Annotated in this window: 15 protein-coding genes and 4 tRNA genes; 13 read left to right on the forward strand and 6 right to left on the reverse strand. The window is 51.8% G+C overall.

Translation table 11 applies throughout. The annotated features are described in order from the left end of the window. The first annotated feature begins 134 nt into the window (after positions 1 to 134). Positions 135 to 560 carry a [NiFe]-hydrogenase assembly chaperone HybE gene (gene hybE, locus ACUVOF_RS09680; protein WP_447044159.1) on the forward strand — a complete coding sequence of 142 codons (426 nt, stop codon included), beginning with the start codon at positions 135 to 137 and terminating at the stop codon, positions 558 to 560. 87 nt (positions 561 to 647) lie between these two features. Further along, positions 648 to 1,421 carry a 3-hydroxybutyrate dehydrogenase gene (locus tag ACUVOF_RS09685; protein ID WP_447044160.1) on the forward strand — a complete coding sequence of 258 codons (774 nt, stop codon included), beginning with the start codon at positions 648 to 650 and terminating at the stop codon, positions 1,419 to 1,421. Between the two features lie 75 nt (positions 1,422 to 1,496). Here the strand turns inward: ACUVOF_RS09685 and ACUVOF_RS09690 are convergent, their stop codons facing one another. From ACUVOF_RS09690 to ACUVOF_RS09700, 3 genes are read right to left on the reverse strand one after another with little or no spacing between them, the layout of a single operon-like run. Further along, positions 1,497 to 2,036 (reverse strand): response regulator transcription factor, encoded by a 540-nt coding sequence (locus ACUVOF_RS09690; protein ID WP_447044161.1) that lies wholly within the window; start codon positions 2,034 to 2,036, stop codon positions 1,497 to 1,499. Between the two features lie 43 nt (positions 2,037 to 2,079). Beyond that, complete coding sequence (locus tag ACUVOF_RS09695) at positions 2,080 to 3,351, reverse strand: ATP-binding protein (RefSeq protein WP_447044162.1); 1,272 nt, start codon at positions 3,349 to 3,351, stop codon at positions 2,080 to 2,082. A 7-nt stretch (positions 3,352 to 3,358) separates the two neighbouring features. Continuing rightward, entirely contained in the window at positions 3,359 to 3,775 is a 417-nt protein-coding gene (locus tag ACUVOF_RS09700; RefSeq protein WP_447044163.1) for a hypothetical protein, read from the reverse strand. A 170-nt stretch (positions 3,776 to 3,945) separates the two neighbouring features. Between ACUVOF_RS09700 and pyrC the strand changes: the two genes are divergently transcribed. Next, positions 3,946 to 4,983 carry a dihydroorotase gene (pyrC, locus tag ACUVOF_RS09705; protein ID WP_447044164.1) on the forward strand — a complete coding sequence of 346 codons (1,038 nt, stop codon included), beginning with the start codon at positions 3,946 to 3,948 and terminating at the stop codon, positions 4,981 to 4,983. Between the two features lie 80 nt (positions 4,984 to 5,063). On the opposite strand, the gene mtnN is transcribed toward pyrC, so the two are convergent. Further along, positions 5,064 to 5,771 carry a 5'-methylthioadenosine/S-adenosylhomocysteine nucleosidase gene (gene mtnN / locus ACUVOF_RS09710; RefSeq protein WP_447044165.1) on the reverse strand — a complete coding sequence of 236 codons (708 nt, stop codon included), beginning with the start codon at positions 5,769 to 5,771 and terminating at the stop codon, positions 5,064 to 5,066. A 39-nt stretch (positions 5,772 to 5,810) separates the two neighbouring features. Continuing rightward, complete coding sequence (gene folD / locus ACUVOF_RS09715; RefSeq protein ID WP_447044166.1) at positions 5,811 to 6,683, reverse strand: bifunctional methylenetetrahydrofolate dehydrogenase/methenyltetrahydrofolate cyclohydrolase FolD; 873 nt, start codon at positions 6,681 to 6,683, stop codon at positions 5,811 to 5,813. 202 nt (positions 6,684 to 6,885) lie between these two features. On the opposite strand from folD, the gene ACUVOF_RS09720 reads away from it, so the two are divergent. From ACUVOF_RS09720 to ACUVOF_RS09755, 8 genes are all read left to right on the forward strand, one after another. Continuing rightward, a tRNA-Pro gene (locus ACUVOF_RS09720) sits at positions 6,886 to 6,962 on the forward strand. 90 nt (positions 6,963 to 7,052) lie between these two features. Next, a tRNA-Arg gene (locus ACUVOF_RS09725) sits at positions 7,053 to 7,129 on the forward strand. A gap of 77 nt (positions 7,130 to 7,206) precedes the next feature. After that, positions 7,207 to 7,281, forward strand: a tRNA-His gene (locus tag ACUVOF_RS09730). Positions 7,282 to 7,316: 35 nt separating this feature from the next. Then, a tRNA-His gene (locus tag ACUVOF_RS09735) sits at positions 7,317 to 7,391 on the forward strand. A 371-nt stretch (positions 7,392 to 7,762) separates the two neighbouring features. Then, positions 7,763 to 9,004: an NAD(P)/FAD-dependent oxidoreductase gene (locus ACUVOF_RS09740; protein ID WP_447044167.1), complete on the forward strand. Its 1,242-nt coding sequence runs from the start codon at positions 7,763 to 7,765 to the stop codon at positions 9,002 to 9,004. 141 nt (positions 9,005 to 9,145) lie between these two features. Next, positions 9,146 to 9,355: a putative motility protein gene (locus tag ACUVOF_RS09745; protein WP_007114201.1), complete on the forward strand. Its 210-nt coding sequence runs from the start codon at positions 9,146 to 9,148 to the stop codon at positions 9,353 to 9,355. A gap of 238 nt (positions 9,356 to 9,593) precedes the next feature. Beyond that, positions 9,594 to 11,183, forward strand: coding sequence for a peptide chain release factor 3 (locus ACUVOF_RS09750; protein ID WP_447044168.1), 1,590 nt, complete (start codon positions 9,594 to 9,596; stop codon positions 11,181 to 11,183). Between the two features lie 8 nt (positions 11,184 to 11,191). Next, the gene (locus tag ACUVOF_RS09755) at positions 11,192 to 11,953 is read left to right on the forward strand and encodes a TatD family hydrolase (RefSeq protein WP_447044169.1); all 762 of its coding nucleotides are present in this window, start codon (positions 11,192 to 11,194) and stop codon (positions 11,951 to 11,953) included. A gap of 48 nt (positions 11,954 to 12,001) precedes the next feature. Here the strand turns inward: ACUVOF_RS09755 and ygfZ are convergent, their stop codons facing one another. Continuing rightward, positions 12,002 to 12,985, reverse strand: coding sequence for a CAF17-like 4Fe-4S cluster assembly/insertion protein YgfZ (gene ygfZ, locus ACUVOF_RS09760; RefSeq protein ID WP_447044170.1), 984 nt, complete (start codon positions 12,983 to 12,985; stop codon positions 12,002 to 12,004). A gap of 161 nt (positions 12,986 to 13,146) precedes the next feature. Between ygfZ and ACUVOF_RS09765 the strand changes: the two genes are divergently transcribed. Both ACUVOF_RS09765 and ACUVOF_RS09770 read left to right on the forward strand, forming a co-directional pair. Then, complete coding sequence (locus tag ACUVOF_RS09765) at positions 13,147 to 13,344, forward strand: hypothetical protein (RefSeq protein ID WP_447044171.1); 198 nt, start codon at positions 13,147 to 13,149, stop codon at positions 13,342 to 13,344. Continuing rightward, the gene (locus ACUVOF_RS09770) at positions 13,344 to 13,751 is read left to right on the forward strand and encodes an OsmC family protein (protein WP_447044172.1); all 408 of its coding nucleotides are present in this window, start codon (positions 13,344 to 13,346) and stop codon (positions 13,749 to 13,751) included. Before ACUVOF_RS09765 ends, ACUVOF_RS09770 begins: the two co-directional genes overlap by 1 nt. Positions 13,752 to 13,776 lie beyond the last annotated feature (25 nt).

Raw genomic sequence — 13,776 nt, forward strand, 5'->3', positions numbered from 1 at the left:
ACTGAGAGCTAAATAGTAGTTAGCTAGACGATAGCTTACAAATTATTGTGGCTGAGCAGTGCACGTTTCGCCAATAGCAGCTCGCTACTTGGCCCATTAAAGCCTGTTATGACCTAGGGTAAACGTATAAGCCTATGCAAACGCTCACTGCTGATGAATATAAATTTCTTGCTGAACTGGCGAAGGCATATCGTGATGTGCATCTGCCTTCTTTGAAACAGAGAGAGGTTTGGAACCCTCGTGTAGGGGTCGATGCGCTATGCTTTCAACACCACGGCGCTGAATGCATGGTGGGTGCGTTGATTACGCCTTGCGAGCTTTGGTTAGTCATGGTGCCTGAGCAGCACCGTGTTACTGAACCGTTGGCAGATTCGCTTACGCTATCACTCCCTTCAGGCGCCTATCGTCTATCCCTTGAGCGGCTGCCGGGCGGATATGAGTTTTATAAGCGCGCAATTTTGCACGATTTAAGTGATCTTGGAAGTTTGCAGGAGGCTGCTAGGCTCGCGCAGCAAATGATGGGACGTTTAATGCAACCTGCCGAAGAGCTCAATGTCTAAGTATTATTAATGATGCTGACATGATTTTTAGCTAATATCGTTTTTAAAAACATTATCTTTCCTACAATCAGTAAAAAGGAATTGCTTATGACCACCCAAGCCGTTACAACCCCGCGAGTCGCTCTAGTAACCGGAACTAGCAGTGGTATCGGTGCTGCTGTTGTTAAGCACTTTTGCGCATTAGGCTACCAAGTGCTTGCTGTCGATTTCAATCCGGCCGGCAAAGCCATTGCTGAACAGACTGGCGCCGCCTTTTTTGAAGCTGACTTGACTGACCCTGATGCCTGTCGCGCGGCGGTGGCTGATGCGGTTAAGCGTTTTGGCGGCGTCGATATATTGGTGAATAATGCTGGCATTCAACATGTTGCTTCGATTGAGACGTTTCCTGAAGAGAAATGGCGTCAAATTATGGATCTGATGCTCACGGCCCCGTTTTTGCTTTCTCAAGCGGCATGGCCCCATATGCGTAAAAAGGGCTGGGGTCGGATTGTTAATGTGGCTTCGATACATGCTCAAGTGGCTTCACCGGGTAAAGCGGCTTACATCAGTGCCAAGCATGGCATGATTGGTTTGACCAAAACGGCGGCGTTAGAGGGTGGGGAACAAGGCATTACGGCTAATGCGGTCTGTCCTGCTTATGTGAAAACCCCGCTAGTGGATAATCAGATTGCCGATCAGGCTAAATTGCACGGCATGGATGAGCAGGAAGTAATCGAAAAAGTCATGCTCAAACAGGCAGCAATCAAGCGCTTAATCGAGCCTGATGAGGTCGCACAATTAGTCGTTTATCTAGCCTCCGATGCCGCCGGTGCCGTGACCGGGTCAAGCTTTAATATTGATCTAGGCTGGACAGCGCACTAAGCAAGCCCCTATCCCCCACAATGAACGTTTATTAGTTTGGTGGGGGATTGGCTAACCGAGACGTTAACAAACGGCCTAGCGGCGTACGGGGCGTTTTTGTAATTTGCGCTGCAGAGTCCGGCGATGCATGCCCAATGCCCGAGCAGTCGCCGATATATTGCCATCGTGTTCCTGAAGGACTTTCTGAATATGTTCCCAGGTAATGCGGTTAATCGACGGCGGGTTATCAGCCAGCTCGATATCCGGATCGCCACTCTGGCGCTCAAACGCGATTAATACATCATCTGCATCCACCGGTTTACACAGGTAATTGACGGCGCCGAGTTTAATCGCCTCAACCGCTGTGGCAATGCTGGAGTAGCCTGTTAACACCACAATGCGACAGTGCGGCGAGGTGGTCAGCAACTCAGGAAGCAGCTTTAAACCTGAGCTGTTCTCCAGTTTTAGGTCAAGGGTCGCCATGGAGGGTGAATATTGCGCGGCCAGCGTCAGAGCTTGCTCCGCATCATGGGCAACGATCACTTCATACCCGCGACGTGTTAGGGCACGACTCAGCACATGGCAAAAAACTTCGTCGTCATCAATGATCAGCAGGCGTTCTTCTCGCGTTTGCATGATGTCCTCAATCTATTGCTGGAGGTGCTTAGGGCGGCCGCGTTTAAATAGGCGCCGCGCAGCGAGGTAGCTTAACTTCTGTTAGCGTACCTCCTTCGGGGTGATTATACAGGCTTACACCGCCTCCTAAGCGATTGATGGTGGCATGCGTTAAAAACAGGCCTATCCCCATACCTTTGCTTTTAGTGGAGATAAAGGTTTCACCAAGCTGATCGGCAATTGACATGGCGACACCTGGGCCGTGATCTCGAATATCAATGACTACGCTTTCATCTTGCCAGTCCAAGCGAATGGCAATGTGTTCAGGATTAGCATCGGCGGCGTTGTTGAGCAGATTGGTCAATGCTTGGTCAAGTGTGGCGTCTACTGCCAGCCATGGTTTCCCACGTTTTTCCGCCACGTCAAAACGATGGCTCACATCAGGTCGTAGCACTAGCCAGCGCTGGACAACCCCTGCTAGCCATACTTCTGCATCAAGCACTTCGGGCTCGGCCATTCGCCTTCGATCAGCGTTAGAAACTAAATTTTGCAGGCGAGATTTGCATATATCTACCTGCTGGCGCAGTAAATTAATGTCCTGCTCAAGCGGTGAGTCAGCAGGTGCGTCGGCCTGCATTTCCTTGAGTAGCACCGCCATGGTTGAAAGGGGAGTGCCTAATTCGTGAGCAGTGCCCGCAGCTTGGGTAGCCACTGCCAACACCTGTTCATTGCGTAACGCGGCTTCCCTCGTTCGAGATAGCGCCTGGTCACGGCTACGCAGGGCGTGGGCCATTTTATAGATAAAGAACGTTACCAGACCTGCTGAAAGACCGAAGTTTAGCCACATCCCTAATATGTGTAGGCTTAAGGGGCTATCACTATTGATATGGCCCAGCTGTGGGATGGGGTAATAGGCAAACATTAAAAAGGTATAGCCTGCCATAGAGCACGCGGCAATGATCCAGGCGTGGCGCCAGGGCAGGGTGGCGGCAGCAATAGTCACCGGCACTAAGTAGTAAGTAATAAACGGGTTGGTAGAGCCGCCCGAAAAATAAAATAGCAGCGTTAAGCCGGTAATATCGGCGAGCAAATGCAGTAAATACTCAAGGTGGGTAACCGCGCGTGGCCGCCCCAGCCGCCACCAGGTAGCAATATTAAGCACGCCCATTGCTATCACAACGCTTACCACGGCAATGACCGGCAAATCGAAGGCAAGCAGCTCAATACCAACAATAATGGCCAGTAAAAAACCTGTCCACGTGATGCCGCGCACGATAGTGAGCCGCACTAAGTTGCGGTTGGGCGTGGAGAGAGGAAGGGGCAAAGCGGTTGCCATAATGAGCTTACTTCGTTTTGGCTTTAAAGCCGTGAATGACAAACTTGATAAACAGGGTCATAACGTAAGTCGTCCAGCCCGCGGTAGCCAGAATATTGAACAGCAGCATCTTGGGTGGAAGCCACGCGCTGCCCAGTAGGGCTTCAAGCATGATGTGAAAAAACATCGCCAGGAGCAACGGCAAGGCCAGAATATGAATCCACATATCGGTTCGCCGTTTGCGGATATGGTAGCGCGCCAGTAAATAACGTAGTGGCCGATGTGCCCAACAGAAAACCACCAAGGCGCCAATTACCAATAGGCTGGCGAGAGAGGGTTCCGTGCTACCGATGTGAACGGAAAGTGAAATAGACCAAGCGAGGCTTAGCCACATCAGCCCTTCCAAGCTGGCAATAATATCTGCATAGCGTCGCACGTTCTGCATAAATAACCGGACCCTTACCGCAAAAAAGAATAACAATGTAAAAAGTGCCGCCATGATACGACAATTGGACAATGCTGTGGTGGCTCACGTGGCGGATTTATCCAATCACGCAATTGCGTATACTGTGCACACTGTTTTTGGTCCGACTTAACTTCAGTACAGGAATTGCCGTGGACACTGTGACACTGACACGCCCCGATGATTGGCATCTTCACTTGCGCGACGATGAAGCGCTAAAAGCGGTGGTAGGCCATACCGCCGATCAAATGGGGCGCGCCATTATTATGCCCAATCTCACCCCGCCGATTACCACAACGGCCCAGGCGCTTGAATATCGTCAGCGTATTCTTGATGCCTTACCAGCGGGAAGTGCTTTTGAGCCTTTGATGGTTTTATATCTTACCGATACCACTCCGCCGGAAGAAATTGAGCGCGCAGCACAGAGTGGCATTGTAAAAGCGGTGAAGCTTTACCCAGCAGGGGCCACGACAAATTCTGACTCAGGTGTCACTGACTTGGCTCATTGCGATGCCACCATTGCCATGATGGTGAAGGTGGGCATGCCCCTTTTAGTCCATGGGGAGGTTACCCACGCCGAGATCGATATTTTCGACCGCGAAGCGGTATTTATTGAACAGGTGATGAAGCCGTTGCTGGCGCGCCACCCCGACCTGAAAGTGGTATTTGAACATATCACTACCCAGCAAGCGGCAGAGTTTGTCGCGCAAGCGCCGGATAACGTGGCAGCCACCATTACCGCCCATCATTTGCTGTTTAACCGCAATAAAATGCTGGTCGGGGGCATCCGCCCTCACTATTACTGCCTGCCTGTTCTTAAGCGCGAGCAGCATCGTCAGGCGTTACTAAAAGCGGCTACTAGCGGTAGTCACAAGTTCTTTTTAGGTACCGACAGCGCCCCTCACTCGCAAGGTGCGAAAGAGTCAAGCTGTGGCTGTGCCGGTGCTTATACAGCGCCTGCGGCCATTGAACTTTACGCAACTGCTTTCGATGAAATGGATGCCCTGGACAAACTGGAAGCATTTGCCAGTTTTAACGGGCCGCGTTTTTATGGGCTCCCGCCTAACACAGGCAGCATAACGTTGGAACGACGTGAATGGCGGCTACCGGAAAGCTATCCCTATGCTCAGGGAGAGAAAATTGTTCCGCTATTGGCGGGGGAATCGCTAAGCTGGGCCATTAAGGAGTAGCTCTCGCGTATCGGATAGCTTGATCAAACCCGCTGACATACGTTGTCAGCGGGTTTGGTAATACGGGAGGCGGTCAACTGCTAATCATGGCTAAGCTGTTTAAGCATTTGATCGACCATTCGCGACGAGTGATCGGCAGCCACTTCCAAAAAATCATCAAAGGAGAGGTGATTGTCGCCGCTGCCTGGGATATCCGAGAGTGCGCGGATAACCACGAACGGGCATTGGTAGAGATAGCAGGCCTGAGCAATCGCGGCGCCTTCCATTTCTACGGCAAGCATGGTGGGGAATTGCGCCCGAGTTGCTTTTACTCGCGCTGGGTCAGCCATAAAGGCGTCTCCCGTGGCGATCAGCCCTTCGCGCACCTGGACTTCTCCTAATGTAGCAATTGCCTTACGCGCGATGTCTCGCAGTGCCGGGTCAGCCAGATAGGCGGCAGGCATTCCTGGCACCTGGCCTAACTCATAGCCAAACACCACGGCGTCAACATCGTGATGCCGCACTTCGTCAGAGATAATCACATCGCCAATGGTTAAATCGGTGGCAAATCCACCGGCTGATCCGGTGTTGATAATGGCGTCTGGCTGGTGGCGCTCTAATAAAATAGCAGTGCCCACCGCTGCGTTGACTTTACCGATTCCCGATTGCAGCACAATGATCTCAAGGCCATAGCGTGTGCCGGTATGGAATATAAACCCCGCATGCTCATAGCGCTGGGGAGTGTCTAGCTGTTCCACTAAGGTGCTTACTTCCTGCGCCATTGCGCCAATAATACCAATACGCTTCACTGCGCCATGCTCCTGCATAAAAGAATAAAAATATATGAATCAGACGTGATCCATTGGCGCTAAATCGTGCTGCTCAGCGGCTTCCAGGGTGTTTTCCAACAGGGTGGCAACGGTCATCGGGCCAACGCCTCCTGGGACGGGAGTGATAAAGCTGGCGCGTTCGGCAGCGATGGCAAAATCAAGGTCACCTTTTAATGTGCCATCCTCTTGGCGGTTGATGCCGACATCAATCACGATAGCCCCTGGCTTAATCCATTCCCCTTGGACGATGCCCGGCTTGCCGACAGCAACGACCAGAATGTCGGCGCGGCTAACGTGGTCTTTGAGGTTTTGGGTGAAGCGGTGGCATACGGTGGTTGTGCACCCCGCCAGCATCAGTTCAAGCGCCATAGGGCGGCCGACAATGTTAGAAGCGCCTACCACGGTGGCGTCCAAGCCACGTAGCGCGATATCGCTCTGTTCTAGTAGCGTCATAATCCCTTTAGGGGTACAGGGTCGCAGGGCGGGCATGCGCTGTGCTAAGCGCCCGATGTTATAAGGGTGAAAGCCATCCACATCCTTGTCAGGGCGGATGCGTTCTAAAATGGGCTCTGCATCCAGGTGTTTAGGCAATGGCAGTTGAACCAATATGCCATCGACGGCAGGATCGCTATTGAGCTGGTCAACAAGTGCCTCTAAATCATGCTGTGAGGTTGTTGTCGGCAGGGCATGCTGAAAGGAAAGAATGCCTGCCTGCTCGCAGGCACGGTGCTTATTATTGACATAGACTTGAGAGGCGGGATCGTCCCCTACCACAACCACGGCTAGTCCCGGTGCCCGTCCGCCTGCTTGACGGCGTGCGACGATCTTTTCGGCAACCTGTTGGCGGACAGTAGCAGCGATGGCTTTGCCATCGATTAGTTGGGCGGTCATGTACTGGAATCCCTGTGGACGTTGAAAGGGTAGTGCCAGACGTTCATCTAAAGCACTTTAATAGCAGTAATTTTCGCACGCTAGGGCATCCAGGCAAAGCGCCTTCACTAACAATCACTTTAATGGTTGACTTTAAAATTAAAAATAGTAATATATGCCTCGCTTGAGACGGGCCATGCGGTAGCGTCTAGGGTGATAAAATCGGGATGTAGCGCAGTCTGGTAGCGCGCCTGCTTTGGGAGCAGGATGTCGGGGGTTCGAATCCCTCCATCCCGACCACACCTAACGCGAAAGGTAGCAGTTTGCTTTTCCAAGCTTTGGTTGTGGTCTAGTGCTCATCAGTATTCGTATCTTCTGAATACTTTTTGTGCGCCCATAGCTCAACCGGATAGAGCAACGGCCTTCTAAGCCGTAGGTTGCGGGTTCGATTCCTGCTGGGCGTGCCATCTAATTCAGTGGTAACAACCTGACAGAATCCTATCTTCATGCACGTAATGCTTGTTTTTTCGTAAGATTGTCTATGGTGGGTGTAGCTCAGGGGTAGAGCCCCGGATTGTGACTCCGGTGGTCGTGGGTTCAAATCCCATCATCCACCCCAGTGACAATATTTGCGTTTCCAGTTTTTAGGTTGTGGTGGGTGTAGCTCAGTGGTAGAGCCCCGGATTGTGACTCCGGTGGTCGTGGGTTCAAGTCCCATCATCCACCCCATTACCTACCCCTCTTTATATTTCTTTTCTTTGCTTCAATCTCTGCTATTTATTGATTAGTAATTTATGCCCTTAATTGGGTTTTTTTCGTTTTCAATTTTTGATGCGTTAGCGCTAACGTTGCATGATTGGTATGTAGCTAAAGGCATGCAGCTAGCGTTCCCGGCTATTTGTAATAAATTACTAGTAAGTAATGGCTCTATCATTTGTAGTAATGTTATTAACATTATTCGTTTTCAGCGACATAAACCACTGTTTTAATGCTCTAAAATAGCGCTTTCCACTCTATAAATGCAGTATATTTGGTGATATTTTTCAAATAGTTATTATCATCCATTGTGTTTGTGAATTGATCAAAGGGAGTGCATCAAAATGGCACGTCAAACGGTAGTTTTGGGAGCAGGTATGGTGGGTGTCAGCATTGCTTGGCATCTACGCCAGCGCGGCCATGACGTAACGCTCGTGGACCGCCAACAACCTGGTCGCGAAACGTCGTTTGGCAATGCGGGCATTATTCAGCGTGAGGCAGTTAGACCTTACCCTTTTCCACGTGATGTTAAAACGCTGTTAAGCGTCTTGCCTAATCGCCGTGTCGATATCCGCTATCGCCCAGCGGGTATGGTTAATGCCGCCTCTCCGCTACTGCGCTATTGGATGAATTCCGCACCCAAGGCTTACCAGAAAATCGTGCCGGAATACGCGTCGTTGATCCAGCTTTCACTGAAGACCCATGGGCCCATGATTGAGGCTGCCGGTGCAGAACACCTTGTGCGCCGGCAGGGATGGCTTGAGCTCTACAGAACATCTGAAAAACTAGCGGCGCGGTTAAAAGATGCCGAAGAGGCTCGGCGCCTATATGGCGTTCAGTTTGAGCAATTGGATCGAGCTGCACTTGCAGAGAAAGAACCTTCTCTGAGCGACGCAATTGTTGGTGCAATTCATTGGCTAGATCCCTGGACCGTAGCCGATCCAGGCGCACTGGTCGCGGCTTACGCACAATCATTTAGTGAGAGTGGTGGACGCATTTTGCAGGCGGACATTAAGTCGGTTCAGCAGGTGCGTGACCGATGGCAGGTAAATACAGCCTCTGAAACGGTTGAGGCGGACGAGGTGGTGGTGGCACTGGGGCCCTGGGCGGGTAGCTGGCTGAAAGAGCTTGGCTATCACTTTCCGACTTTTGTAAAGCGTGGCTACCACATGCACTACGCTTCTCAGGCCTCAGCAAAACTCAATTTTTGGGTGATGGATGCAGAAGTTGGCTATTTGCTGGCGCCGATGAATGCAGGCATCCGGTTGACCACTGGGGCAGAGTTGGATCGCCTGGATGCTCCCGCTGACGTTAACCAGTTGGGCGCTGCAGAGAAGGTCGCACGCAGTGTCTTTCCCTTAGGGGAGCGCCGTGATGAAGCCCCTTGGAAAGGCGCACGCCCCTGTTTGCCTGATATGAAGCCTGTGATTGGACCTGCGCCTCGCCACCCAGGGCTATGGCTTGCCTTTGGCCATGGCCATCAAGGCTTTACTCTAGGCCCGGCCACCGGTCATCTGATGGCGGAGATGATGGAAGGGCAGCCTACGACCATTGATATGGCACCGTTTCGCGCTGACAGGTTCTAGCTAGCGCTATATTCAGTAATGATCAGGTAAAATAGGCCGATAGTGGTAGATGCTGGTACTAGTAATGGGGAACGATATCTTTGCGCGTGATCTAATGCTTTGCTAGTTTAAAAGCACATTTGCACACCATGAGGTGGATATATGGATGTAGGCATCAGCAGTTCAGTTAGCGCTTCGCTTTATATGAACCAAGCGCAAACGCCTGAGCAAGCACAAATGCAGGTGTTTAAAGAAGCGCTAGATACACAGGCGCAGCAAGTGACCGAAATCATGGCCTCTGCAGACACTGGCGCTCAGCCGGATTTGGCCAAAGAGGGCAGTGTAGGTACCCAGGTTAACACCTACGCCTAGAGTCCAGTACCAATAGCGGCTGACTGGCAACGGTCATAACCGTTAGTACGATAAAACGCTGACTTGCTCAGCGTTTTTTTTGGTCTTTTTCAAGGGTGTCACGTTTGATGCCACCCGCGACAACAGCCGTCTCCAAGCGTTACAATTGCCGCAATGAACATTGCTCATTGCGTAGAGGCTAGTTAGCGAGAGCTGCTGATTGGGTGCTGCGCTGAGACCCTATATTTGAAGAGGCACAATGAAAGAGACACAGCTGGCCCATGAAGCAGGGCTTAGACGCACCTTTGCTATTATTTCGCACCCCGACGCCGGTAAAACCACTATTACCGAAAAGATGCTGCTGTTTGGTAACGCCATTCAGTTGGCGGGGTCGGTTAAAAGTAAGCGTAATGACCGTCATGCCACGTCGGATTGGATGAAGATGGAGCAGGAGCGGGGTATCTCTGTCACTACCTCGGTCATGCAGTTCCCCTACGGTGGCCGTATCGTCAACCTACTGGATACACCCGGTCACGAAGATTTTTCTGAAGATACCTACCGCACGCTCACGGCGGTTGACTCTGCCTTGATGGTGATCGACGGCGCCAAAGGTGTTGAGGATCGCACCATTAAGCTGATGGAAGTGTGTCGTCTGCGCACCACGCCGATTCTCACCTTCATCAATAAAATGGACCGCGATATCCGCGACCCGATTGAAGTCATGGATGAAGTTGAGACGGTGCTGAATATCCAGTGCGCGCCGATGACCTGGCCGATTGGCATGGGGCGTCACTTCAAGGGCGTTTATCACCTCTATAATGACGTGATTCATCTTTATACCCAGGGGCAGGGTAGCCGCATTCCCGAGGATAAGCGTATTGAGGGGTTAGATAGCCCCGAAGTGGATGCCGTACTTGGGGAAGATCAGGCTGAAGAGCTGCGTATGGAAGTAGAGCTGGTGCGTGGCGCTTCCCATGAATTCGATCTCGACGCTTACCGCCGGGGTGAGCTTTCGCCGGTCTATTTCGGTACCGCCATGGGCAACTTTGGGGTGCGCGAGATGATGGATGGCTTTGTCGAGTATGCGCCGCCGCCCCAGGCCCACGAAACTAATACTCGGGTAGTCACTTCCGATGATGATCGCTTCACCGGCTTTGTGTTTAAAATCCAGGCCAATATGGATCCTAATCACCGCGACCGTATCGCTTTTTTGCGGGTCTGTTCAGGCAAGTACGAAAAGAACATGAAGATGCGCCATGTTCGCATTGGTAAGGACGTTAAAATTGCCGATGCATTGACCTTTATGGCCTCCGACCGCTCTCAGGTGGAGGAAGCCTGGCCCGGCGATATTATCGGCCTGCACAATCACGGTACAATTCAGATCGGCGATACCTTTACCGTGGGTGAGGATATGCGCTTTACCGGCATACCCCACTTCGCCCCAGAGCTCTTTAAGCGCGTACGCCTTAAAGACCCGTTAAAAATGAAGGCGCTACAAAAGGGGTTGCAGCAACTTTCTGAAGAAGGGGCAACCCAGGTCTTTATGCCAATGGATAATAACGACCTGATTCTCGGCGCCGTGGGTACTCTGCAGTTTGATGTTGTCGCCCACCGTCTCAAAGAAGAGTACAAGGTCGACTGCCTGTACGAAGGCGTCAATGTCCAGACCGCCCGCTGGGTTTACAGTGAAGATGCCAAAAAGCTGGAAGAGTTTAAACGGAAGGCCAGCGCTAACCTGGCGATTGATGGCGGTGGCTATCTCACCTATATTGCACCTACCCGGGTTAATTTACAGATGACCCAGGAACGCTGGCCGGAAATACGCTTCCAACCCACCCGCGAGCACTAAGTATTCCCATGTTAATTGACGCACATTGCCATCTCGATTTTACTCAGTTCGATGATGATCGGCCTGAAGTCTTTGAGGCCGCTAAGGCAGTGGGCGTCGGGCATTTTATTGTGCCTGGCACGACCCGTGGCCGATGGCAGCATGTACTGACGTTAGGTGGGCGGGAGGATACTTCAGTATGCCTGGGCCTTCATCCTTACTTTATAGATCAGCATCAGGAATCGGATGTTGAGGCACTTGATCAGCAACTCAGTGAACACCCTGAGCTCGTAGCGTTGGGTGAGTGTGGCATTGATGCCCGGTTTACAGACACGCTTGACGCGCAGTGGCGCTATTTTGATGCTCAACTGAAACTCGCGAAGCGCCACTCTCTTCCGGTGGTAGTGCACTGCGTCCACGCTAACGATAAGGTCGCAAAGCGTCTTCGTCAGCTTGAGCTTCCTCAAGCAGGCCTCATTCATGCCTTTTCAGGTTCCATTGAACAAGCAACGAAGTTTCTTGACCTGGGGTTCAAGCTAGGGCTGGGCGGCGCAGTCACCTATGAGCGTGCCAAGCGGTTACAGCGAACCGTTGAGGCGCTACCTAATGATGCTTTTGTGCTGGAAACCGACAGCCCTGACATGCCGCTTAGCGGCTATCAAGGGAAGCGAAATGAACCGTGCAGGGTAGCCGAGGTTTGTGACGTCGTGGCTACCCTGCGTGGTCAAACAACTGAGCAAGTCGAGGCTCAGAGCAGTAATACCGCGGCACAACTATTTGGCCTGTACTAGCGATTAAGGCATTACCCTCTGAATTACTAGCCTCTGCGACATTAGCCATTAGGCGTTAAGGCTAACCGCTAGCTGTTCTGGATCAACGCGCTCAATCGCGTAGGGTAACGGTAGAAGGGTAGCGGGTTCTCCCGCTAGAAAAACGGGCATTGCTTCTTCCGCTACCTTGGTATTCATCACCGCCAATAACTCGACATGACCTTGTCCATCAAAGGCGCTGACGACCACTTCGCCCACCGTTTTATCGTCATTACTGACGAGGCTGGCGCCCACTTCGGGTAGCACTTTTGTGTCTACGCTGACGCGCATCAAGCGCTTTTTTACTTGACCCCGGAAGTGAGCCCGCGCGACCACTTCTTGGCCGGTATAGCAGCCCTTTTTAAAACTAATGCCGCCCAATGCTTCCCAGTTAAGCATTTGAGGCAAAAAGTGATCCTGCTGCGCATCGGTAAGCCATGCCAGGCCGCTGCGAATATCTTCAAGCTGCCAAGCGTTGCGACTCGCTTCGTCGTCCTTGATCTCGGCAGCATCGCTATCACTATGATTGTCGAAACCGTTGTCGAAACATAATAGCCAACGTGGTGTCTCACTGGGGTAGCGCAGTGCACAGGTGTGATCATTGGTGGTGTGGGTGCCTATTTGCTCAGGGAGCTGCAGGGCCATCTGGTCAGCAATCATTTGGGCACTATCGCTGGCGCCGATGAAGGTGAGGTTGGGCAGGGCGATCAACTCGGTCTTATAGAAAGCGGCGAATTTTTTAAGATGGTTGGCTAAGCTATCCAATAGGGTACTGCTCAGTAGCAGCCGGAAATGGTTTTCCCCCATGCGGAGTAGATAGGCGTTGGCTAACATACGGCCCTTAGGCGTGCAAAAGCAGGTTAGCGGTGCGAAATTGCCATCGGCTAAGCTGACCTGGGCGCTGGTCTGCCCTTGAAGAAATTTTTCAGCGTCCGCACCTTTTACGTCAAGCGCGGCTAAATGGCTAAGGCGGACGTTGCCAAGGTCGGGGTTGCTAGCGGTAACGGTCGCCATAAAAAACTCCTGGTGTAGGTAGCAGTAGAGAATCTGCTAGAAAAATAATCGACGAATATTGCCATTAAGTGCGGGCAGTAGGCATTAATTGCAAGGCACCATTAGCGTGCTAGACTCGTTGCTTTGGAAGTCTTGCACAGGTCAATAGGCAGGGAAAGGTCATGGCGCAGCAGTCGTTAACATTTCAAGGTGTAAAAACGGTCGAGCAAGTCAATAAAATTACCACAGCGCTCATGATGCTTGATGGCGTCGACAGTGCCGAAGTGGGCCGCCATGGTGCGGATGTAGACGGTCGAGCAAAGCGTGAAACGCTGATTAATGCCATCGAAAAACTCAAATTAGGTGTGAAAATCTCTTAATGCACATACCAATTACTGTCATCAGTGAACGCAACCGCGTATTTAGGCAGCGGGTAGACGTTGATGGCTTAGAGGCGCTGTATGCCGATGTGCCGCCGATCGTCGGTGGGGATGGCAGTGCTCCTGACCCGCATGACTATTTCGATATTGCCTTAGGTACCTGCAAAGCCATTACGGTACAGATGTACGCAAAGCGGAAGGCGTGGCCGCTTGAGGGTGTGACCGTCACGGTGCAGCGCGATGATAGTCAGGAAAAAAAGGGGATATACAAGCTAACCGTCGTATTGGCATTGCACGGTATTGATGACCCTGATCAGCGCGCCAGGCTTGAAGAGATTAGTCATCGCTGCCCCATCCAACGTTTGATGACGGTATCCACGGTCGAGATCGCCACACTTCTTGTTTAGTTACCCCTTATCTAGTTTCTCTTTT

The organism is Vreelandella sp. H-I2 (assembly GCF_052959335.1).